The 22,084-nt window shown below is 67.1% G+C and carries 17 protein-coding genes and 1 tRNA gene; 6 read left to right on the top strand and 12 right to left on the bottom strand.

What is annotated here, in order from left to right; translation table 11 throughout:
• The first annotated feature begins 51 nt into the window (after positions 1-51).
• The gene (locus tag GRI55_RS05095) at positions 52-1,248 is read left to right on the top strand and encodes an MFS transporter (RefSeq protein WP_160766381.1); all 1,197 of its coding nucleotides are present in this window, start codon (positions 52-54) and stop codon (positions 1,246-1,248) included.
• A 9-nt stretch (positions 1,249-1,257) separates the two neighbouring features.
• Here the strand turns inward: GRI55_RS05095 and GRI55_RS05090 are convergent, their stop codons facing one another.
• Positions 1,258-3,798 (bottom strand): glycoside hydrolase family 3 protein, encoded by a 2,541-nt coding sequence (locus tag GRI55_RS05090; protein ID WP_202392336.1) that lies wholly within the window; start codon positions 3,796-3,798, stop codon positions 1,258-1,260.
• A 241-nt stretch (positions 3,799-4,039) separates the two neighbouring features.
• Here GRI55_RS05090 and GRI55_RS05085 point away from each other — a divergent pair, with 241 nt between their 5' ends.
• Positions 4,040-7,042, top strand: a complete 3,003-nt coding sequence (locus GRI55_RS05085; protein WP_063510724.1) for a TonB-dependent receptor — start codon at positions 4,040-4,042, stop codon at positions 7,040-7,042.
• Between the two features lie 87 nt (positions 7,043-7,129).
• Entirely contained in the window at positions 7,130-8,707 is a 1,578-nt protein-coding gene (locus GRI55_RS05080; RefSeq protein ID WP_202392335.1) for a tryptophan halogenase family protein, read from the top strand.
• Positions 8,708-8,725: 18 nt separating this feature from the next.
• Here GRI55_RS05080 and GRI55_RS05075 read toward each other — a convergent pair whose 3' ends face one another.
• Both GRI55_RS05075 and GRI55_RS05070 read right to left on the bottom strand, forming a co-directional pair.
• On the bottom strand, positions 8,726-9,748 hold the full coding sequence (locus GRI55_RS05075) for a LacI family DNA-binding transcriptional regulator (protein ID WP_160766379.1): 1,023 nt from the start codon (positions 9,746-9,748) through the stop codon (positions 8,726-8,728).
• Between the two features lie 120 nt (positions 9,749-9,868).
• Positions 9,869-9,955 (bottom strand) — tRNA-Leu (locus tag GRI55_RS05070).
• A 172-nt stretch (positions 9,956-10,127) separates the two neighbouring features.
• Between GRI55_RS05070 and GRI55_RS05065 the strand changes: the two genes are divergently transcribed.
• Complete coding sequence (locus GRI55_RS05065; protein WP_160766378.1) at positions 10,128-11,078, top strand: complex I NDUFA9 subunit family protein; 951 nt, start codon at positions 10,128-10,130, stop codon at positions 11,076-11,078.
• Positions 11,079-11,097: 19 nt separating this feature from the next.
• Here the strand turns inward: GRI55_RS05065 and GRI55_RS05060 are convergent, their stop codons facing one another.
• From GRI55_RS05060 to GRI55_RS05050, 3 genes are all read right to left on the bottom strand, one after another.
• Positions 11,098-11,547, bottom strand: coding sequence for an NfeD family protein (locus GRI55_RS05060; protein WP_160766377.1), 450 nt, complete (start codon positions 11,545-11,547; stop codon positions 11,098-11,100).
• Between the two features lie 8 nt (positions 11,548-11,555).
• A complete protein-coding gene (locus tag GRI55_RS05055; protein ID WP_063505114.1) occupies positions 11,556-12,563 on the bottom strand; it encodes an SPFH domain-containing protein in 1,008 nt (335 codons plus the stop codon).
• Positions 12,564-12,627: 64 nt separating this feature from the next.
• Entirely contained in the window at positions 12,628-13,494 is an 867-nt protein-coding gene (locus tag GRI55_RS05050; RefSeq protein WP_160766376.1) for a dienelactone hydrolase family protein, read from the bottom strand.
• A gap of 125 nt (positions 13,495-13,619) precedes the next feature.
• Between GRI55_RS05050 and GRI55_RS05045 the strand changes: the two genes are divergently transcribed.
• Positions 13,620-15,791 carry a PQQ-dependent dehydrogenase, methanol/ethanol family gene (locus tag GRI55_RS05045; RefSeq protein WP_202392334.1) on the top strand — a complete coding sequence of 724 codons (2,172 nt, stop codon included), beginning with the start codon at positions 13,620-13,622 and terminating at the stop codon, positions 15,789-15,791.
• On the opposite strand, the gene purU is transcribed toward GRI55_RS05045, so the two are convergent.
• From purU to GRI55_RS05025, 4 genes are all read right to left on the bottom strand, one after another.
• Complete coding sequence (gene purU / locus GRI55_RS05040) at positions 15,792-16,646, bottom strand: formyltetrahydrofolate deformylase (protein ID WP_160766375.1); 855 nt, start codon at positions 16,644-16,646, stop codon at positions 15,792-15,794. It lies immediately after the preceding gene.
• Positions 16,647-16,719: 73 nt separating this feature from the next.
• Positions 16,720-17,046: a hypothetical protein gene (locus GRI55_RS05035; protein ID WP_160766374.1), complete on the bottom strand. Its 327-nt coding sequence runs from the start codon at positions 17,044-17,046 to the stop codon at positions 16,720-16,722.
• Position 17,047: 1 nt separating this feature from the next.
• Complete coding sequence (locus GRI55_RS05030; RefSeq protein ID WP_160766373.1) at positions 17,048-18,064, bottom strand: NAD(P)H-dependent flavin oxidoreductase; 1,017 nt, start codon at positions 18,062-18,064, stop codon at positions 17,048-17,050.
• A gap of 41 nt (positions 18,065-18,105) precedes the next feature.
• Positions 18,106-18,915 (bottom strand): LytTR family DNA-binding domain-containing protein, encoded by an 810-nt coding sequence (locus GRI55_RS05025; protein ID WP_160766372.1) that lies wholly within the window; start codon positions 18,913-18,915, stop codon positions 18,106-18,108.
• A gap of 158 nt (positions 18,916-19,073) precedes the next feature.
• Here GRI55_RS05025 and GRI55_RS05020 point away from each other — a divergent pair, with 158 nt between their 5' ends.
• Positions 19,074-19,610, top strand: coding sequence for a DUF2306 domain-containing protein (locus tag GRI55_RS05020; protein WP_160766371.1), 537 nt, complete (start codon positions 19,074-19,076; stop codon positions 19,608-19,610).
• Positions 19,611-19,616: 6 nt separating this feature from the next.
• Here GRI55_RS05020 and purT read toward each other — a convergent pair whose 3' ends face one another.
• Together purT and GRI55_RS05010 are read right to left on the bottom strand one after the other, a co-directional pair.
• Positions 19,617-20,777, bottom strand: a complete 1,161-nt coding sequence (gene purT, locus GRI55_RS05015) for a formate-dependent phosphoribosylglycinamide formyltransferase (RefSeq protein WP_160766370.1) — start codon at positions 20,775-20,777, stop codon at positions 19,617-19,619.
• Positions 20,774-22,054 (bottom strand): aspartate kinase, encoded by a 1,281-nt coding sequence (locus GRI55_RS05010; RefSeq protein WP_050601771.1) that lies wholly within the window; start codon positions 22,052-22,054, stop codon positions 20,774-20,776. The genes purT and GRI55_RS05010 overlap by 4 nt, the downstream gene beginning before the upstream one ends.
• Positions 22,055-22,084 lie beyond the last annotated feature (30 nt).

The raw sequence follows: 22,084 nt of genomic DNA, 5'->3' as shown, positions 1-22,084 counted from the left end.
CGCGCCCGGCCGATTGCCTTGCGCTCCGGCGCGGGGCAAGGCTGCTATCCGATGGACCGCGCCGCGCCCCGCCCGCACTCGACGCCGCTGCTGCTGGCGGTCGGCCTTGCGCATGCAGGCGGCGTGGTCGCCTATCTACCGCTGGTCACGCTGCTGCTGCCGATGCGGGTCGAGGCGCTGGCGCATCTCGCCAAGATCGACCTGCTCACCGCAGCGGTGCTGGTCGGCGGCGTGACGGCGAGCGTGAGCAATATCCTGTTCGGCTGGCTGAGCGATCTGTCGGTGGCCCGCGGCGGCGGGCGCCGCCCGTGGGTGGTGGCGGGCCTAATTGCGCTCGCGGCATCCTATCCCGCGCTGGTACTGGCGCGCAATCCGGTCGAGCTGGTGGCCGCGGTGGCGCTGGCGCAAGCGGCGATCAACGCGGTGCTCGCGCCGCTGTTCGCGATCATCGCCGAGGAAGTCCCCGCCGCGCGCAAGGGGCTGGCCGGCGGCTTGCTGGCGCTGGGCAATCCGGTCGCCGCGGGGTTCTCGGTCCTGCTGCTGGCCGCGTCGGGCCTGCCGGAGAGCGCGCGCTTCGTGCTGGTGCCGCTGGCCGCGGCCGCGCTGGCACTGCCGCTGCTGGCGATGCGCGCCCGCACCGGCGATCCCGCACCGCCCGCCGCGCAGCGCCGGGATAAGCGCGATATCGTGATCGCCTCGCTCGCGCGGCTGCTGGTCCAGCTCGCCTGCGCGACGCTGGGGCTGTACCTGCTGTATTATTTCCAGACCCTGCGGCCCGGCGGACGCGGCACTGCCGCCTGGGTCGGCAGCGTGCTGATGCTGTCCTATCTGATCCCGCTGCCCGCAGCGCTGCTGGCAGGGCGCTGGTCCGACCGGCTGGGCAGGCGCCGTCCGTTCCAGTGCGTCGCAGCGCTGGTGGGCGCGGCCGGACTTGCCGGGATGGCGGGGGCCGCGAACGCGTGGCAGGGCGCGGCGGCCTTCTGCCTGTTCTCGGCAGGGACCGCGGTGTTCCTCAGCCTCAACACGACCTTCGCGATGCAATTGCTGCCCCGACCCGACCGGCGCGGGCGCGACCTCGGCCTGGTCAACCTTGCCAACACTCTGCCCGCGATGATCGGCACGCTGCTCGTCTGGCAGCTCGCTACTCCCGGTGATTTCACCGCCGTGCTGGTCGCCTTCGCCGCGCTCACCGCTGCGGGCGGGCTGGCGATCCTCGCCGTCCGCGAAAGCCCGGTTCCCGCAGGCTGAGCAGCCGGCCTACCCGGTCGGGCAATCGGCGATTGCATCGGCGTCGGACAGGCTGCCCAGCGCAACCCGCGCGATGCTCAGCCCCGCGTCGCCATCGGCCATCAGGCGGAACGGGGACGAAATCCGCATCATGTCGGCACCCGCGGCGCGGAAACATTTGAGCGGAACGCCGAGGATCTGCCACTCGCCTTCGGCCAGTTCGCCGAATTCGGCGATCGGCACCGCCGCGCCGCACGGCTCCCCATCGCAGCGGACGGACATGTACAGCGGGCGCGCGATGGGCGCATCGCGCCGCACCGTGGCTAGCAGCAGCATGTCGCCATTGGTTTCGCGGCTCAGGTCGATCGGGTCGAAGGTCGACAGCTCGATCACCGCGCCTTGCGCATGCGCAGCGATGGCCAAGCTGCGCGCGCCTTCCTGCACGCCGTGATCGGTGGCCGCGATCCGCACGCGGCCGCCGAGCGCCTCGGCCGGGACGGTGGTCACGCGCAGCGCATCGGTGCCATCGGCGCGCGACACGGTCAGCGACCATGACGAGGCGGGTACGCCGCGGTCGAAGAACACGCCGCCGTCGCTGCCATCATCGCTCACGCCGCTGTCTTCGGGCAGCGCGGTCCACGCGCGCGGACCGTGGGAATATCGCAGCCCGTAGCCGAAGGGGTACAGCGTCTCGCCGCCATGCTGCGCAGTGGCAGGCCAAGCGGTCGGCAGCAGGCCCTGGAATTCATGCGCCGGCGCGCCATCCGCTGCGGCAAACAGCATGTCGGCCACGCCGCCGCCCTCGGACCCCGGCAGCCACGCGGCGACGAAGGCATCCGCCGCATTGAGCGCTTCGTTGACATAGAGCGGGCGGCCGGTGATCATCACTGCCACCACCGGGATGCCCTGCTGCTTCAGGCGCTGCATGGTGGCGATCGGCCGGCGCAGTTCGGGGCGCAATTGCAGCGAGGCGATATCGCCCTGGAATTCGGCATAGGGGGTTTCGCCGAACACGACGATCGCGGCATCGGGGCGCTCGGTGAAGCTGCCCTCGGGCGAGAGTTCGGCGCTGCCACCGCTGGCGGTGGCCGCCTGCTCGATCCCTTCCCATAGCGATGTCGCGCCGGGGAACAGGCTGTTGTCGAGCCCGGTGCCCTGCCAGCTCAGCGTCCACCCGCCCGACTGGCGCGCGATGTCGTGCGCCGCATCGCCCGCGACGAGGATCCGCCCGCCCGGCTGCAGCGGCAACACGCCGGCGTTCTTGAGCAGCACCATCGATTTGCGCACCGCCTCGCGCGCGACCGCGCGGTGATCGGGCGCGCCGAGCAATTCGTATTCGCCCGACAGCGCGCGCTGCGAGGGCTTGCCCATGTCGAACAGGCCAAGCCGTTCCTTCAGCCGCAGCACGCGTGCCACCGCATCGTCGAGCCGTTCCATTGCGATCGTGCCGTCGCGCACCTGCGCCAGCGTGCTGTCATAGAGCATGCGCCAGCTGTCGGGCGCCATGAACATGTCGATCCCCGCATCGACCGCCCGCGGGCAGCTGGCGTTGCTGCACCCGGCGACCTGGCCATGCGCGTTCCAGTCGGTGATCACCAGACCACCGTAATTCATCCGGCCCTTGAGCACATCGGTCACCAGCCCGCGATGCGCCGACAGCTTGACGCCGTTCCAGCTCGAAAAGCTGGTCATGATCGTGGCGACGCCGCTCTCGATCGCGGGGATATAGGGCGCGCCGTGAACCAGCCGCAGCTCGAGTTCGGAGATCGCCGCATCGCCCTGGTCCTTGCCATCGGTGGTCGCACCGTCGGCGAGGTAATGCTTGGTGCTCGCCGCGACATGCGGCCCGGCGAGGATCGGCGTGGTCGAGGGCGGCCCCTGCAGACCGCGGATCATGCTGCCGACATAGGCGGCGACAAGCGCCGGATCGGAGGAATAGCCTTCATAGGCGCGGCCCCAGCGATAGTCCTGCGGCACGGCGACGGTGGGGGCGAAGGTCCATTCCTGCCCGGTCACCCGGATCTCGACTGCAGTGACCTTCCCGATTCGCTCGATAAGTTCGGGATCGCGCGCGGCGCCCAGTCCGACGTTGTGCGGGAAGATCGTCGCTCCCACGATATTGCTGTGGCCGTGCACCGCATCGGTGCCCCACACGATCGGGATGGCCGGTTCGCCGGGACCGACATCCATCGAGGCCTCGTAAAAGGCATCGGCAAGCGCGAGCCAGTCCTGCGCCGGGGCCAGATCGTCGCCCCCGGGGCCCGAATTGCCGCCGTTGAGCACCGAGCCGAGCCGGTAGCGGCGCACGTCTTCGGGCGTCACGCTGGCGATGTCGGCCTGGATGATCTGCCCGACCTTCTGTTCGAGCGTCATCCGCGCGAGGATCGCCTGGACCCGCGCCTCGCCCGCTTCGGTCAGCACCGTGGGGAACGCCACTTCGGGCCAGCGTTCAGGATGGACCCTTGCCGCCGGAATGTCCTCCGCCACGGATGCGGCAGCGGGATCCGCCGCTTGCGCGGAGAGTGCAAGCGCGGCCGATCCGGCCGCCAGAAGTATCGTCTTCGAAAGCATAAACCCCATCCCATGCGGCGGCCGCCCGAGGCGCGTCCGAAAGGCGCTGACAAGGTTGACAGTGCGCCCTGCGAAAAACCCGCTCCGGCAGCTTGTTGTGGGCTTTGTTTGACAACGTTGACAGAAATATGCAACCAGTAAAGTCGCGGATGATCGCCAGCACCCCGAGTCGGGTCGCATGGCGGGTCAACGCACTGTTGAGAGGTCCGCACACAAGATGCGGCTTGGGAGGGATACTGAAATGGACAGCGGGATTTTGCGTAACCGGTCGACGTTGCTGGCCGCCGCATCGATATTGGCGCTGGGGTCGCATGCGGCGCCGGCTTTCGCGCAGGCGCAGGACGCTACCGACACCGGCCAGCAGGCCTCCGATCCGGGCGGGAACGTCATCGTCGTCACCGGCTTCCGGGCCTCGCTCGAAGACGCGCTCGAGGCCAAGCGCGAATCGAACCTGATCATCGAATCGGTCACCGCCGAGGACATCGGCAAGTTTCCCGACCAGAACGTGGCGGAATCGCTCCAGCGCCTGCCCGGCATCCAGATCGACCGCGAGAACGGCCAGGGTTCGAAGGTCCGCATTCGCGGGCTCGAACAGAACGTCACGCTGCTCAACGGCGAGCTCTTCGTCAGCGGGCTCGAAGTCTACAAGGTCGGCGAAGGCAATTACAATCGCAACGACAGCCTCGAAGGCGTGCCGTCCGAACTGATCGGCGGGATCGAAGTGTTCAAGTCGCCCAATGCCTCGCTGCTGTCGGGCGGCCTGGGCGGGATCGTCAATCTCAAGACGCGCAACCCGCTCGACCTGAAGCAGGGCCTGACGCTGGCGGGCAACGCGAAAATGAGCAAGGGCAGCGAGATTTCGGGCTGGGAACCCGCCGGCGCCGCCGTGCTGGGCTACAATTTCAACGACCGGCTGGGGGTCATCGCATCCTTCAGCTACGAAAAGACCAACAACCACGTCAACGTGCTGGGCGGCGACAACCGCGGCAACTGGGCGTTCGCCGAAGGACGCCGCGACACCGCGACCGTGCCGACCAATTACTACGCGCCCGAATACCGCTATGTCACCGACCGCGACCAGTACCGGCGGCGCTGGGGCGCTTCGCTGGGCATCACCTACCGGCCGACCGACGCGCTCGAAGTCAGCGCCCAGTATTTCCATTCCGACCTCGAGATCGACACCCGCGAAGCTTCGGTCAAATTCCCCTTCGGACAGGGCGAATCGCAGGGCCTGGTCGGGGATTACTCGATCAACGAGAACGGCGTGCTGACCCAGGGCACGGTGCGGGCGCAGTCGGCCGAGGCGATCTCCTTCGTCGACGTGTCCAACATCAAGTCGGACAATCTGCAATTCGCGCTCGAATGGGACAACGATACCAATTTCCGCGCCTCGGTCATGGCTGCCTATGCGACTTCGAGCATGGAACGCGAAGTGGCCAACAACGACGTGCGCTACACCGCCTATGGCGTGCGCGGGCCGGGCACTTCGGGGCCGCAGCCCGGCTTCACCCCGAACGCCTCGGCGCCGCCGACCTTCGACTTCACCTACACCAATGGCGACTTTCCCAGCTTCGGCATCGGCGCAGGCAGCCCGCAGGACCTGTTCAACAACCCCGACTTCGGCTTCTTCAAGTCGCATTGGGCATTTGGTGACCGGTCGGACATCGACGGCCATTCGATCCGTGCGGATTTCGCCTATGACGTCGACGACAGCTATGCGGACACCATCACGCTGAGCGCGGGCTTCCGGTACGGGCAACGCACGGTGGACTTCACCTCGGGCCGCTATCTCGCCGATCTCAGCGGCAAGGGCGAACTTGATGCCACGCAGATTCCCGAGGCCGAACGCGTCGACGGCTTCTCCTACAACTGGACGCCCTACAGCTACTTCCAGGACGGGGCGATCGGATACAAAATCTGCGACCTGCCCGAAGTGAACAAGCCGGCGGCCTTTGCCGGGTGCAGCCGGTTCGGCAATTCGCCCGCGCTGCTGACGCCCTACGAAACCTTCCTGAGCAATCCCGAGCGGGTGGAGGCGATCGCCAATTTCGCCGGCGGCGGCCGGGTCGAAGGCGATACGGTGCTGGTGGCCGACCGCTCGCAGATGACCAATGCGCTCGAATGGATCCAGGCGCTCTATCCCGACACGCCCTTCACCTTCTTCGAAGACCCGCTGCAGACCTACCGGGTCAAGGAAGAAGTAAAATCGGGCTATGTCATGGCCGATATCGGGGGGCTGGACGATCCCTACCACGTCAATGTCGGCCTGCGCATCGTCAACACCGACCTGACGGTCGACCAGAACCAGCCCGCCAATGCCGATCCCAGCTATTGGGGCACCGACAGCTGGAACGGCGTGCTGCGCGATTTCACCACCACCACGGTGATGCGCAGCTACACCGACTTCCTGCCCAGCGCGAACGCGGTGTTCGACGTCGGCGACGACAGCAAGGTCCGCTTTGCCGCGGCAAGGGTCGTCGCCCGCCAGCCGCTGGTGTCGCTGGGACAGGGCTTCGCAACCGACTTCACCCGCGATCCCGCTGACGATCTGTTCAAGTTCACCAGCGGTTCGCGCGGTAATGCCGAGCTCGATCCGTTCCGCGCCTACCAGTTCGACCTGGGGGTCGAGCACTACTTCGGCAATCAGGGCCTGTTGTCGGCCGGGCTGTTCTGGAAGGAAGTCGACAGCTTCGTCGTCAACGAGACGGTGGCAGTGTTCGTCAACGACCAGGCGGGCGGGCGGCTGGGTCCGGTGTCGCAGCCGGCCAACGGATCGGGCGGCCGTGTGAAGGGGTTCGAACTCGCCGCGCAATATGCCTTCGACTTCGGTCTCGGCTTTACCGCGAACTACACTTTCTCGGACACCGACACCGATTTCAGCACCGACTTTGCCGACAACCTCCCGCTGCCGGGCGTGTCCAAGCACTCGGCCAACGGGCAGGTCTATTTCGAACGCTACGGGTTCGCCGCGCGCGCCTCCTACAGCTGGCGTTCGAAACAGTATCTGGGCAATTTCGGCTTTTCCGACGGCTCGGTCACGCGGACGCTGGGCATTTACCAGAAGTCCTACGGCCAGCTCGACGGACAGATCAGCTACCAACTGACTGACAATTTCGAAGTCTTCGCCGAAGCGATCAACATCACCAAGGCGGATACCAAGGTCTATCTGCAATTCCCCGAACTGCCCTTCCGCTTCGAATCGGGTTCGCGCCGGCTCTACGCCGGGGTGAAGTTCAACTTCTGATCAGCGGTCCTCTCCGGAAACTGGTGGCGGCCCCTGCCCGCAGGGGTCGCCATCGTTTTCTCCGCTTTCGATGGTAAGGTACCCGGCATGACGGCTTCGATGCGCCCAGACGACGGCCAAGCGCAGGCGATCGGTTCGATCTGCATCGTCGGCGGGGGAACCGCCGGCTGGTCGGCTGCGGCGCTGCTGTCGCAGGTGCTGCGCGGCAGTGGATGCCGCATCACGCTGGTCGAATCCTCCGCCATCCCAACGGTGGGCGTGGGCGAGGCCACGATCCCGCCCATCTTCGATTTCCTGCGCAATATCGGCGCCGACGAGGTCGAATTCATCCGCCGCTGCCGGGCCACCTTCAAGCTGGGCATCCAGTTTCGCGACTGGCTGCACCATGGCCATGCCTACTGGCACCCCTTCGGCAATCTCGGGGTGACGATCAACCAGCGCCCCTTCCATCACTATTACTGCATGAACCGCGCGGCTGGGCATGGCGAGACCCTTGCCGATCTGTGCCCCTCGGTCGCGCTGGCCGAGGACGGCAAGTTCGCCTTCCCCTCGCCCGACGGGCAGTGGCCCGGAGGCGCGGTCGCCTATGCGCTGCATTTCGACGCCGGGCTGGTCGCCGCCTTCCTGCGCGACCATGCCGTGGCCGCCGGGGTCGAGCGGCTCGACCGCCGCATCGTCGGCGCCACGCGCGGCGAAGGCGAGAGGATCGCGGCGGTGCAGTTCGACGATGGCGAGAGTCTCGAAGCCGATTTCTACATTGACTGTTCGGGTTTCCGCGGCCTGCTGATCGAGGAGACGCTGGGCGCGGGTTTCGAGGACTGGAAACACTGGCTGCCCTGCGACAGCGCGGTAGCCGCCCCCACTGCCGCGCAGGAGCAGCGCGCGCCCTACACCGTCGCCACCGCCCGCTCGGCCGGGTGGCAGTGGCGCATCCCGCTGCAGCACCGCACCGGCAACGGGCTGGTCTATGCCAGCGACTTCATTTCCGATGCCGATGCGCAGGCACAGCTGCTCGCCGGGCTCGATGGCGAAGCGCAGGCCGATCCGCGCGTGCTGCGCTTCACCGCCGGGCTGCGCAAGCGCGCCTGGGTCGGCAACTGCCTCGCGATCGGGCTGTCGGCCGGTTTCCTCGAACCGCTCGAATCGACCAGCATCCACCTAATCCACACCGGGCTGAACCGGCTGCTCGACCTGTTTCCCGATCGCCGCTTCGATCCCGCGCTGATCGCGGCCTACAATCGCGACGTGCACCGCGAATACGCGCATATCCGCGACTTCCTGCTGCTGCATTACGTGCCCAACCGGCGCGAGGGCGAACCCTTCTGGGACCATATGCGCGGCCTCGACCTGCCCGATACGCTGGCGGAAAAGATCGAGCTCTTCACGCGCACGGGACGGATCATGTCGCGCCAGCGCGAGCTGTTTTCGGACATCAGCTGGTTCTACGTCATGCACGGCATGGGGCTGACCCCCGCGGCGCTCGATCCGCTCGCCGAGGCCGCACCCTTCGGCGAGGTGCGCAAGGTGATCGACCAGCTGCGCGGGGCAATGCAGGCGTTCCGCAGCGCTGCGCCCACGCACGACGCGATCCTCGACCGCCTGCTCGACCCGGCTGAGACACGCCGCCCCCAGTTCGGCACCGGCGGCGGCTGGACGACGCGCTAGAGGCGCCGATGGGTCCGCTCAGGCGGGCGGAGGCGCCACGGTCAGGCGTTCGACCAGGCTGTGCGTATGGACCACGGTAGGGCCGGGATCCTCGCCGGCGAGCTGGCGCAGCAGCATGTCAGCCGCCGTGTGCGCCATCTCGACCACCGGCTGGCGCACCGTGGTCAGCCGCGGCCAGACCACGCGCGAAATTTCGGAATCGTCGAAGCCGACCACGCTCAGATCGCCCGGGACGTCGAAGCCCAGTTCGCGCGCGGCGGACATCGCCCCCACCGCCATGTCATCGTTCTGCGCGATGATCGCGGTCGGGCGGAGCTTGCGCGACAGGATCCGCCGCGTCGCCTCGTAACCCGATTCGAAGCTGAAATCGCCGGTCTCGACCAGTTCGGGCAGGTATTCGACGCCCGCATCGGCGAAGGCCGCACGATAGGCGGTCAGCCGCTGTTCGCTCACCGGATGGTCGGGATCGCCCTTGATGATGGCAATGCACCGGTGTCCGAAACCGATCACGTGTTCGGCGATCTCGCGGCCGGCGGCGATATCGTCCATCGTCGTCGCCAGCCCCAGTTCCTCGCGCGATTGCGGCGTGATGCGGGCAAAGGGGATGCGCGCCTGCGCCAGCCCGTCGAGCACGTCGGGATGGTCCGCCGCGGGCGGTGCGAGGATCACCCCGTCGAGCGCGGCCGAGCGGATCGTGGCAACCACGTCGCGCGGGTGGTCGCTGACCGATTCCACCGGCAGCACGATCAGCCGGTAGCGTTCGCCATGCAGCCGCTCGAGCGCGCCGCGCTGCAATTCGACGACATAGCTCGGGCTCGGTTTTTCATAGACCAGCCCGATCAGATAGGATTGCTGGCGCACCAGCCCCTGCGCCATCACATTGGGCTGGTAGTTGAGTTCCTCCGCCGCGCGCAGCACCTTCTTGCGCAGCGCGGGGGTGATGTGCGGTTCGTTGTTGAAGACGCGCGAGACGCTCTTGGGCGAAACCTGCGCCAGCTTGGCGACATCGACGATCGTCGAACGCTTCTTTTCCCGCGGCATCGCTCAGGCGTGGCGCGATTGTCCGTCGTTGTCAACGCCGCGCGCGCGCACGCCGGAGCGGTTCGCATGATCGATCTGTCAGAAAAACCGACCCCCGGCATCCTGCCGCGATCAAGCCGATGGTGCCCAGAAGAGGACTCGAACCTCCACGCCCTTGCGAGCGCCGCCACCTGAAGACGGTGCGTCTACCAATTCCGCCATCTGGGCACACTATCGATGGCCGGTCTTCGAAGCACGGCCATGGGTAGGGGCGCGCCACTAGCGAAGCAGGGGCTTACCTGTCAACGCCTTTCGCACATGCTGGAACGCTTGCGGCGCGGCGGGGGTTGAGGCTAGGGGCGGAGCGACACTTCTCCCTTCGAGGAATCAGGCGAATATCATGGCGAAAAGCGGCGCGTTGAACGGCAAGCTGGTGGTGCTGATGGGTGGCAGCGGCTTCATCGGCAATTACGTGGCGCAGGCATTGCTCGAACGCGGCGCACGCGTGCGGATCGCCGCCCGCCATCCGGAAAAGGCGTTCAAGCTCAAGCCGCTCGCCAATCTCGGCCAGATGCAGTTCGCGCGCTGCGATGCCAGCGACCGGCAATCGGTCGACCGGTGCATTGCCGGCGCGGATGCCGTGGTGAACCTGGTCGGCGCGTTCAGTGGCAATCTGCGCCGCCTGATGGGCGAAGCGCCCGGCTGGATGGCCGAAGCAGCCGCCCGCGCAGGCGCGCAGGCCTTCGTCCATGTCAGCGCGATCGCCGCCGAACCCGAGGACGAGACCGAAATCGAATACGCCGCCGCCAAGAAGCTGGGCGAGGAACGCGTGCTCGCGGCCTTCCCCAAGGCGACGATCCTGCGCCCGAGCATCCTGTTCGGCGAGGACGACAATTTCATCAACATGTTCGCGGGGCTGATTTCCACCCTGCCCGTGCTGCCGGTGTTCGGTCCCGATGCGAAACTGCAGCTGGTCTATGTCGACGATGTCGCCGAGGCGGCGGTGCGCGCGCTCGAGGATCCGGGCAAGCATGGCGGCAAGATCTACGAACTCGGCGGCCCGGAAGAGCTTTCGATGATGGAAATCAACGAAGCGATCGCGGCAGCGCAGAAGCGCAAGCGCACCTTCCTGCCGATGCCCGACGGTCTGTCGGCCACCTTCGCGGCGCTACCGGGAACCCCGATGGGCAGCGACCAGTGGAAGCTGCTCAAGCAGGGCAATGTCGCCTCGGGCGCGTTTCCCGGGTTCGACAGGCTGGGTATCGAGCCGAAGCCGCTCGACCTGTTTCTCGACCGGTGGATGGTGCGGTATCGCAAGCACGGCCGCTTCCACGCCGAATCGGCGGTCTGAACCGCGGCTGCGCAGCGCGTCAGCCTTCGATCAGCGCGACCGGTTCGACCAGCAGCTCGCTGCCGTCATTGCCGATGATCCGCACGCGGGCGCCCGCTGCGGCATCCGCGCCGCGCGCGATCCATTCGCTGTCGCCGACCTTGACCCGCCCCGACCCGTTTTCGATCGCCTGCGTTATCAGCGCGGTCTGGCCGACCATCCGGCCGCCGCGATTGTTGAGCAGCGGGTCGCTGGACACGATCGGCCGTTCGCGCAGCCAGCGGCGCGCGGAGAAAACGAAAATCAGCGATAGCGAAACCCAGGCGATGATTTGCAGCGCGAGCGGGGGGACCGAGACGAAGGCCAGCACGGCCACCGCCAGCGCTGCCATCGCCATCCAGATCAGATAGACCCCCGGGACGACCAGTTCGAGCGAGGCGAGCGCCAGCCCGATGATCAGCCAGATCCAGTAGGTTTCGATACCGTCCACGGCCCCGCCTAGCTGTCGCGCGAACGCGGCACGCTGGGCCGCCGAACCGGGGCCCGGTCCTTCGGCTCGGGCACGGGTGTGCCCGTATCCACCGTGCCTTCGACACCGTCGAATGTGCCCTTGATCAATTCGCCGATTCCGCCGAGCGAGCCGATCAATTGCGTCGCTTCGACCGGGAACAGGATCGTCTTGGCATTGGGGCTTTCGGCGAACTTGCCGACTGCCTTGGTGTATTCCTGCGCGATGAAGTAATTGATTGCCTGATTGCCCGAGGAGGCAATCGCATCGGACACCATCTGCGTGGCCTTGGCCTCGGCTTCGGCGGCGCGTTCGCGCGCCTCGGCATCGCGGAAGAGCGCCTCGCGCTGGCCCTCGGCCTGGAGGATGGCCGATTGCTTGCGCCCTTCGGCGCGCAGGATCGAACTGGTCTTGTCGCCTTCCGCCTCGAGGATCTCGGCGCGTTTCAGCCGTTCGGCCTTCATCTGCCGCGCCATCGCTTCGGAGATGTCGAGCGGCGGGCGGATGTCCTTGATCTCGACGCGGGTGATCTTGATCCCCCAGGGCGAGGTCGCGTGATCGACCACGCTGAGCAGACGCGCGTTGATCTCGTCGCGCTTGGACAGCGTCTCGTCGAGATCCATCGAGCCCATGACCGTGCGCAGATTGGTGGTGGTGAGCGCGAGGATGGCGTTCTGAAGACCCGAGACCTCATATGCCGCCTTGCCCGCATCGAGCACCTGGAAGAAGACCACCGCATCGACGCCGACCATGGCGTTGTCCTTGGTGATGATTTCCTGGCCCGGGATGTCGAGCACCTGTTCCATCATGTTGATCTTGTGCCCCACCCGGTCGATGAACGGGATGATCAGGTGCAGCCCGGGGTTCGCGGCGAGCGTGTACTTGCCCAGCCGTTCGATGGTGTAGACATAGCCCTGCTTGACCACGCGCACGCCCATGACGAGGAACAGCACGGCCAGCAGGACCAGCAAAATCAGGACGAGCGTACCGCCTAGCATGTAAAGCCTCCTCTAGCTGCAAGGCATGGTAGCGCCCGCGGGGGTGGCGGCAAGCGAAAGCGTGTTACAGCGCCTCTGCGTAGGTCGCCAGCAAGCGTCCCCAGGCGCGCTCTGCAGCGGGCTGGTCGTAAGCGGGCGAATCGGGCACGCACCAGCCGTGATCGGCAGGATAGACCTCGATCTCGGCAGCGGCACCGGCAGCATCCGCCGCTTCGCGCAGCGCGGTCTTGGCATCGGGTTCCTTGGCATCGTCGTTCTGGGCGATCGCGATCAGGTAATGCGCATCGCCGCGCAGCATCCGGTGCGGACTGTCCGCATCGTCGCGCACCAGCCCGCCGCCATGGAAACTGCCCGCCGCGCGCATGCGTTCGACCGCCGCAGTGCTCCACACGGTGAAGGGGCCGCCCATGCAATAGCCCTGCGTGCCGATGCCGCGGGCGGTGTCGACCCCGTCCTGCGTGTCGAGCCAGGCGGTCGCCGCGCGGGCATCGGCCTGGATCGCCGGGGCATCGAGCTTGGCGCGCCACGGGCGGACCGTCTGGAACCCGTCGGCGGCTGCGAAGGCAGCAAAGTCGGCGAACTGCTCGCCTGCGACATCGCGGTAATAGGGATTGGCGACGAACACGGCGTAGCCTTCGCCCGCCAGCCGCCGCGCCATCTGCCGCTTCGCTTCGCGCAGCCCGGCAATGTCGGGCCAGAGCAGCACCAACGGGCTGGCCCTGTCCGCGGGATGCACGAAGAACCCGTCCATCGTCCCGCCGGGTGCGGCAAAGCTCACCATGCGCTCGGTCAACCCGCCCGCCGCCGGACGATCGACATCGGCGTTGACCGGCGCGCAAGCCGCCACGCCCACCGCCATCGCACCGCCGCCGAAGGCCCGGCGCGAAACCTTGCCGCGCGCCCACCGCGCCAGATCCTGTTCATCGCACATCGCTCGTCTCTCCTCGCAAACCCGTCCGCGGCGACCCTTGCAGGGTGCAGCCTTATGGACAAGCCCGCGCATCGACGGCAGGATAGGTTGCATAGAGCGACGCAAATGTCGCCGGGGAGAGAAAGATGCGAGGGATCGGTTGGGCGGCAATGGCCGCGCTTGGCCTGGCAGGCGCACTGGCGGGCTGCAGCATGGCAGCGGGCGAAACACCCGAAGGCGGGATCGACACCGTCCGGCTGGTCAATGCGGGCGAGGACCCGGCCAACTGGATCACCCATGGCGGGACCTATTCCGAACAGCGCTTCTCGCCGTTGGCCCAGATCGACCGCAACAGCGTGGGCGACCTCGGGCTCGCCTGGTTCGCCGACATGGACACTGCGCGCGGGCAGGAAGCCACGCCGTTGGTGATGGACGGCAAGCTCTATGTCACCACCGCGTGGAGCAAGGTCTTCGCCTATGACGCCGCGACCGGCGAACCGCTGTGGAGCTATGATCCGCAAGTGCCCGGCGAAACCGGAGTGAAAGCGTGCTGCGACGTGGTCAATCGCGGGCTGGCGGCCTGGGGGGACAAGCTCTTCTTCGGCACGCTCGACGGGCGGCTGGTCGCGCTCGACCGCGACACCGGCGCGGTGGCGTGGGAGAAGGTCACGGTCGACCAGGACAAGAGCTACACCATCACCGGCGCGCCGCGCGTGGTCGATGGCAAGGTGCTGATCGGCAATGGCGGCGCCGAGTTCGGCGTGCGCGGCTATATCGCCGCCTACAGCGCCGACGACGGGGAGGAGCTGTGGCGCTTCTACACCGTGCCCGGCGACGAGGGCGATGACGCGCCCGACTACCTCAAGGCGGCGGCAGAGACCTGGAGCGGCGATGCGCTCGGCAGCGAAAACGGCATCGGCGGCGGCGGCACTGTGTGGGACTCGATGGCCTACGATCCCGAGCTCGACCTGCTCTATTTCGGAGTCGGCAACGGATCCCCGTGGAACCGCGCCTATCGCAGCCCCGGCCCCGACGGGCGCGGCGAAGGCGACAATCTCTATCTTTCGAGCATCGTCGCAATCCGCCCCGATACGGGCGAATATGTCTGGCACTACCAGACCACGCCGGGCGAAACCTGGGACTACACCGCCACGCAGCACATCGTCCTGGCCGATATGGAAATCGACGGGCGCAGCCGGCAGGTGCTGATGCAGGCGCCCAAGAACGGCTATTTCTACGTGCTCGACCGCGCGACGGGTGAGTTCATTTCGGCCGAGCCCTATATCCCGCTCAACTGGTCGACCGGGATGAGCGAGGATGGCCGCCCGCAGATGAATCCCGAAACGCGGATCGACATCACCGGCCAGCCCGCGCTGGTGATGCCCGGGCCGCTGGGCGGGCACAACTGGCACCCGATGGCGTACCACCCGGGCGAGAACCTAGTGTACATCCCCGCATTCGAAGCCGCGATGCTCTATGCCCCCGAAGCCAACTGGAAGCCCGACCGCGCGCGCGGGTTCAACATCGGCTTCGACCTAGGCGCGGGCGATCTGCCGCCCGATCTGGGCATCCGCCGCGAAGTGCAGGGCACGATCAAGGGCAGGCTCGTCGCGTGGGACCCGGTGGCGCAGGAAGCGCGCTGGAGCGTCGAGCATCCCGGGCCGTGGAACGGCGGCTTGCTGGCGACCGGCGGCGGGCTGGTCTTCCAGGGCAATTCGGGCAGCGAGTTTGCCGCCTATAATTCGGCCACTGGCGAGCGGCTGTGGAGTTTCGCCGCGCAGACCGGCGTGGTCGCCCCGCCGATCACCTACACCGTGGACGGCGAACAATATGTCGCCGTGCTGGCCGGCTGGGGCGGGGCCTTCGCGCTGTCCGCCGATGGCGCGCTGATCGACAACATGCACCCGGTGCGCAACATCAGCCGCCTGCTGGTGTTCAAGCTGGGCGGGACCGCTGTCCTGCCCGAAGAACCCGATTTCGCGCTCGCGCCGCTCGATCCGCCGCTTTCGAAAGCGAGCGCGGAGGTGATCGAACTGGGGCGCACGAAATACGCGCGCTATTGCGCGGTGTGCCACGCCCCGGGCGCGGTCGGATCGACCGAACTGCCCGACCTGCGCCGCTCGGGCGCGCTCGAAAACCGGACCGCATGGCTGCAGATCGTCCATGGCGGCGCGCTGAGCGACAACGGCATGGCCAGCTTCGCCCCCTCGCTATCCGAGGACGAAGTCGAGGCGATCCGCCAATATGTCATCAAGCGCGCCAACGAGGACAAAGCGATGGAGGCGGAGCGCGCCAAGACGCGCATCACGCGGCGCTGATCAGCCCCTGAACACGACGGTCCGCTGGCCGTTGAGCAGGACGCGCTCCTCGAGATGCAGGCGGACCGCTTCGGCGAGCACGCGGCTTTCGATATCGCGGCCCTTGCGCACCAGCGCATCGGGGGTGTCGGCATGGCCGATGCTCTCGGCATCCTGATGGATGATCGGGCCTTCATCGAGGTCGGCGGTAACGTAATGCGCGCTGGCGCCGATCATCTTGACCCCGCGCTCATAGGCCTGGTGATAGGGTTTGGCGCCCTTGAAGCCGGGCAGGAAGCTGTGGTGGATGTTGATGCAGCGCCCGGCGAAATGCGCCGCCTGCTCGTCCGACAGGATCTGCATGTAGCGCGCCAGCACCACCAGCTCGGCATCGGTATCTACCGCGATGGCGCGGACCTGGGCTTCCTGTGCCGCCTTCGTGTCGCGCGTGACCGGCAGGTGGTGGAAGGGGATATCGCCGAGGTCGGTGTGGCCGATCGCTTCGCGCGGGTGGTTGGACACGATCGCCACCGGCTCCATCGCTAGTTCACCGATGCGCCAGCGATAGAGCAGGTCGGCCAAGCAATGGTCGAACTTGCTGACCATGATCAGCACGCGCCGCGGCCGTTCGCGCAGCGCCAGCTTCCAGTCCATCGCGAATTCGCCGGCCAGCGCAGCGAATTCGCTGCGGATCGCATCGCGCGTGGTGCTGCCGGGATCGAATTCGACGCGCATGAAGAAAGCATCGCTCAGCCGGTCGTTGAACTGCTGCGCTTCGAGGATATTGCCCCCGCGCTCGAACAGGAACGAGGTGACGCGCGCGGTGATGCCGGGGCGGTCGGCGCAGGACAGGGTCAGGACTAGCGGATCGGCCATGGGCCTTCCATGTGCCGCAAGCGCCCCGCCGCGCAAGCGCAAACCCGCTTGGCCGCGCGCAACGCAGGCTTGGTCAGTCGATCTCGAAGACCACGGTCCTGATGCCCGACTGGTGCAGCGCGGTCTGCACGATACCGCGCTCGAGGTGGTTGAGCGGGGTTTCGCAGCCCACCACATGCGCAACCGGATCGCACAGCATGAGGGCCTTGTCTCCGTGCGCGATCTGGCGGATCGCGCGAACGATCGTGTCTTCGAAACGCGCCGGTTCGGCGACCACGGACTGATCGCTCGAAAAGCTGCGATAGGCACGCTGGTCGGCAAAGGTCTTGGTAGCGCGATTGATCACCTGGACCCGGTCGCGATAGATCGCGACGTCCAGGTCGAGCGGTCGGTGGTTCATGTCAGCGGCGGGTTAGCGCCTCTTCGCTTTGCGACATCAGCTTCTCGATGATGGCCGCGACCGGCTCTTCTTCCTTCAACATGCCGACCGATTGCCCCGCCATCAGGCTGCCGGTTTCGACATCGCCATCGATCACTGCGCGGCGCAGCGCGCCGGCCCAGTAATGCTCGATCTGCAATTGCGCCTCGTTCATCGCGATTTCCTCGCGGTCGAGCGTCCCCGCAACCTCGCGCTGCTTGGCAGTGAATTCCTCGCTGCCCTTGTTCTTCAGCGCGCGGACCGGGATCACCGGCAGGCGCGGATCGACCTGGACGCTGGCCACCGCGTCGCGGGCGCTGGCACGGAAGAAGGCCTTCTTGAAATCGGGATGCGCGATGCTTTCCTGGGCGCAGGCGAAACGCGTGCCCAGCTGGACGCCCGCCGCACCCATTTCGAGATAGCCCGCGATCGCCTGCCCGCGGCCGATCCCGCCGGCAACGAAGATAAGGTGGTCTTCGGCCAGCTCGGGCAGCATTTCTTGCGCCAGTACGCTGGTCGATACGGGGCCGATATGGCCGCCCGCTTCCATGCCCTCGATCACCAGCGCATCGGCGCCCGAGCGCAGCAGCTTCTTGGCCAGCGCCAGCGTGGGCGCGAAGCAGATGACCTTGGCGGGGTTCTTGCCGCCCTTGATCGCCTCGACACTGCCCTTGGGCGGGATGCCGCCCGCCAGCACGACATGGCCCACGGCATGCTTCTCGCACACGGCGATAAGCTCGAACAGGTCGGGATGCATGGTGATCAGGTTCACGCCGAAGGGCTTGTCGGTCAGCGCGCGGGTTGCGGCGATCTCGCGGTCGAGCAGTTCGGGGGTCATCGCCCCGCAAGCGATCACGCCGAAGCCGCCGGCGTTCGAAATCGCCGACACCAGATTGCGTTCGGACACCCAGCTCATCGCGCCGCACAGAATCGCGGTTTCGCTGCCGAGAAAATCTGCGCCGCGCTGCATCAGGCGGGCGGTCTTGGGGTAGGTCGTCATGATGCGGCGCTTACGGCGCGCGCGGGGCAACGGCAAGATGCTTAGAACCAGCCGGCCGCGCCCAGTTCGCTCATGCGGCTGCGCGCAACCGGCGCCGCGATCCCCCGCGGCAACAGCAGCCGCAGCTTGCGCCCTTCGCGCTCGACGCCTTCGACCGCATCGCGGGCCACCCACCAGCTGCGGTGGACCTGCGCGCCCTCGATCCCGTCGAGTTCCGCGATCGCATCGCGCAGCCGCAGCAGCACGAGGTCCGAGCCGAGCATGGTATGCGCGCGAACGTAGTGGTCTTCCATCTCCAGCGCGATCAGGTCGCTTCCCAGCTCGGCCGGCAGGCGCTGCAGGAATGCGGAATGCGGCTCGCCCTGCGGGGCATTTTGCACGTCGCTCGCGGCGACGGACCGGGCCATCGCGTCGTGCGCCGCCGCCTTCGGCCGGCCGCGTTCGAGCAGGTAGAAGACGACGGTGACGCTGGCCCCGATCGCCAGCACATTGAGATAAGCCAGCAGCGCCTGTTCGAGCGTGGGCGCGGGAACCGGCCCGGGAAGAAATTCGATCGTCCAGATCGCTGCCGTCAGCGGCACCGTGGCGAGCATGGTCAAGCCGATCCACAGCCCGGCCCGGGGCAGCTCGAGCCGCGGGTGCAGCCAGGCGACCAGCGGGGCGAGCGGACGGTAGAAGGCATAGCCGAGCCAGGCGAGCCCGATCCAGCTCACCAGCCGCCATGCCAGCGGCGCGGCGGCCGTCCCGAAGGGGCCGATGATCGCCAAGACCAGCCCGACCGCGGTCATGACCGACAGATCGATCACCAGCTTGCGAGCAATGCGCGCTGCAGCGGGGCGGGCCTGTTCCATATCCTGCAGACTAGTGCCCGTTCGCGCTTCGTAAAGTGGTCAAACACCCGATTTCGCGTCCTTTCGCGAAGCGATCGGCCCCTTTGCGCAAGCCCGCTTGCCCGCCAGCGGCGCGCTGCCACCAAGGGGGCGAAACCACCCGCCTGGAGACCCAGACAATGTTCGCACTTCCGCTGTCCGCGCCGCCCGCCCCCCGCCGCCCGTCCGCATTCGATATCGGTCCGGCCAGCCGCGCGCTGGTGGCCACCATCGGGACCGTGATGACCTTGCTCTGCGTCATCGCGATCGGCCGCGCGCTTACCGGCATGACTCCCGAATTGCCGCATCTGCGCCATGCCGCGATCGCGGTGCATGTGGTTGCAGTTATCCCCGCGATCCCGCTGGGCGCCTATGTGCTGCTGACGCGCAAGGGCGATGCGCGGCACCGGCTGCTGGGCAAGATCTGGCTCGCGCTGATGCTGGTGACCGCCTTTTCGGCGATCTTCATCACTTCGGGCGGCGGCTACGGCCCGATCCATGTCTTCATCCCGCTGACGATCTTCTCGGCCTGGCGTTCGGTGGCGACCGCGCGGCGTGGCAACATCCCGGCACACAAGCGGCAGCTCGTTTTCACCTATGTCACCGGACTGGTCTTTCCTGGGCTCGCGGCCTTCCTGCTGCCCGGGCGGCTGATGAACGTGATGCTGCTGGGCTGAGGCTGATCAGTCGCCGTAGGTGATGCGGACCTTGTGCGCCGCCTCGCGCGCGATGCGGCGCGCTTCGTCGGTATCGCCCGCGGTGGCCAGCGCCACGCCCATGCGGCGGTAGGGACGGCTGGTGGGCTTGGCGAAGATGCGGATGTCGGCCCCCTCGCCCATCGCCTCGGCGAGGCTTTCGTAACCCAGCGCCGCGCTGTCGCGTTCGGCGAGGATCACCGCGCTGGCGGCGGGGCGTGCGCGCAGCACGGGCGGAACCGGCAGCCCCATCACTGCCCGCGCATGGAGGTCGAATTCGGTAAGGTTCTGGCTGACCAGCGTGACCATTCCGGTGTCGTGCGGGCGCGGGGAAAGCTCGGAAAAGATCACGTCCTCGCCTTTCACGAAAAACTCGACCCCGAACAGGCCGTAGCCGCCCAGATCGTCGACCACGGTGCGCGCCATGTCCTGCGCCTTGGCGGTCGCCGCGTCGGTCATCGGCGTCGGCTGCCAGCTTTCCTGGTAATCGCCGCGTTCCTGCCGGTGGCCGATCGCCGGGCAGAAGCTGATGCCGTCCTTGTGGCGCACGGTCAGCAGCGTGATCTCGTAATCGAAATCGACGAATTGCTCGACGATCACACGCTGGCGGTCGCCGCGCATGTTGGCGCAGGCATAGGCCCAGGCCGCTTCGAGCTCGGCCGCGTCGCGCACGGTCGACTGGCCCTTGCCCGAGGACGACATGACCGGCTTGATCACACAGGGCAGCCCAGTGTGCTGCGCGGCCGCCTGCACTTCCTCGAAATTCTTCGCGTAGCGGTATCGGGAGGTGACGAGCCCTAGATTGTTGGCCGCAAGGTCGCGGATCGCGTCGCGGTTCATCGTCAGCTGCGCGGCGCGCGCCGAGGGCACGACGGTGAAACCTTCCTCCTCCAGTTCGGCCAGTACCGAAGTGCGGATCGCCTCGATCTCGGGGACGATGTAATCGGGCCGGTGCTTCTCGGCCGCCTCGCGCAGCTTGTCGCCATCGAGCATGGAGAACACTTCGCGTGCATCGGCCAGCTGCATGGCGGGCGCATCGTCATAGGCGTCGCAGGCGATGACATAGGCGCCGAGCCGCTTGGCCGAAATGACGAACTCGCGCCCCAGCTCGCCCGAGCCGAGCAGGAGGATCCGGGCGGTGTGGCTCATGCCGCCTCGTCGGCAGCGTCCAGCCCATAGGCGGTGTGGAGCACGCGGACCGCGAGTTCGGTCTCGTCCTCGTCGATCAGCACACTGACCTTGATCTCGCTGGTGGTGATCGCCTGGATGTTGATCGCGCGGTCGGCCAGCGCCTTGAACATCGTGCTGGCGACACCCGCATGGCTTTTCATTCCGACGCCGACGACGCTGATCTTGGCGACCTTGCTGTCGGTGATCAGGCGGTTGTAGCCGATGTCGTCGCGCTTGTCCTCGAGCAGCGCCTGCGCGCGGGCGAGATCGGCCTGCGGCACGGTGAAGGTCACGTCGGTCTCGCCCTTGTCGCGGCCGACGTTCTGGATGATCATGTCGACATTGATGCTGGCCGCGGCGAGCGGTTCGAAGATGTGGGCCACCGCGCCGGGCTTGTCGGGCACGCGGGTGAGGATCACCTTGGCCTCGTTCTTGTCATGCGCGATGCCGGTCACGTGCTGGCGTTCCATATCGCCCTTCTCCACCAGTGCGTTCATTTCTTCCTCCGACACGATCATCGTGCCGGGGTATTCGTCTGCGGGAACCGCGTCGTCGCCGACGAAGCTGGAGAGGACCTGCACGCGCACGCCCTCCTTCATCGCCAGCCCGACCGAGCGTGTCTGGAGCACCTTGGCCCCGACGCTGGCGAGTTCGAGCATTTCCTCATAGGTCACCGCGGTCTGCTTGCGCGCCTTGGCGACGATCCGCGGGTCGGTGGTATAGACACCGTCGACATCGGTATAGATGTCGCAGCGATCCGCGCCAATGGCTGCAGCCACCGCCACGGCGGACGTATCCGACCCGCCGCGGCCCAGCGTGGTCAGCCGGCCCTCGCCCGAGAGGCCCTGGAAGCCGGGGATCACGGCTATCTCGCCGCGCTCCATGCTGGCGATCAGCGCGTCCGCATCGATGCTGTCGATCCGCGCCTTGGCATGCGCCTCGATCGTGTTGATCGGCATCTGCCAGCCGAGCCAGCTGCGCGCCTGGCAACCGAGCGACTGCAGCGTCAGCGCCAGCAGCCCGCTGGTCACCTGTTCGCCGCTGGCCACCACCACATCGTATTCCGCCGGGTCGTAGAGCGCATTGGCCTCGCGGCAGAAATTGACCAGCCGGTCGGTCTCGCCCGCCATGGCCGAAACCACCACCGCGACCTCGTGCCCGCGCGCCTGCTGCTTGCGCACGATATTGGCCACGCGCCGGATGCGTTCGGTCCCCGCCATCGAGGTGCCGCCAAATTTCATCACGATACGGGCCAAGCGTAGAGGTCTCCGTGCTGGAATGCGTCG

This window comes from Qipengyuania citrea, from assembly GCF_009828015.1.
GTDB classification, from domain to species: Bacteria; Pseudomonadota; Alphaproteobacteria; order Sphingomonadales; family Sphingomonadaceae; genus Qipengyuania; species Qipengyuania citrea.
The sequence above is the reverse complement of the archived record's forward strand: the minus strand, read 5'-3'. Positions and strand labels throughout refer to the sequence as shown.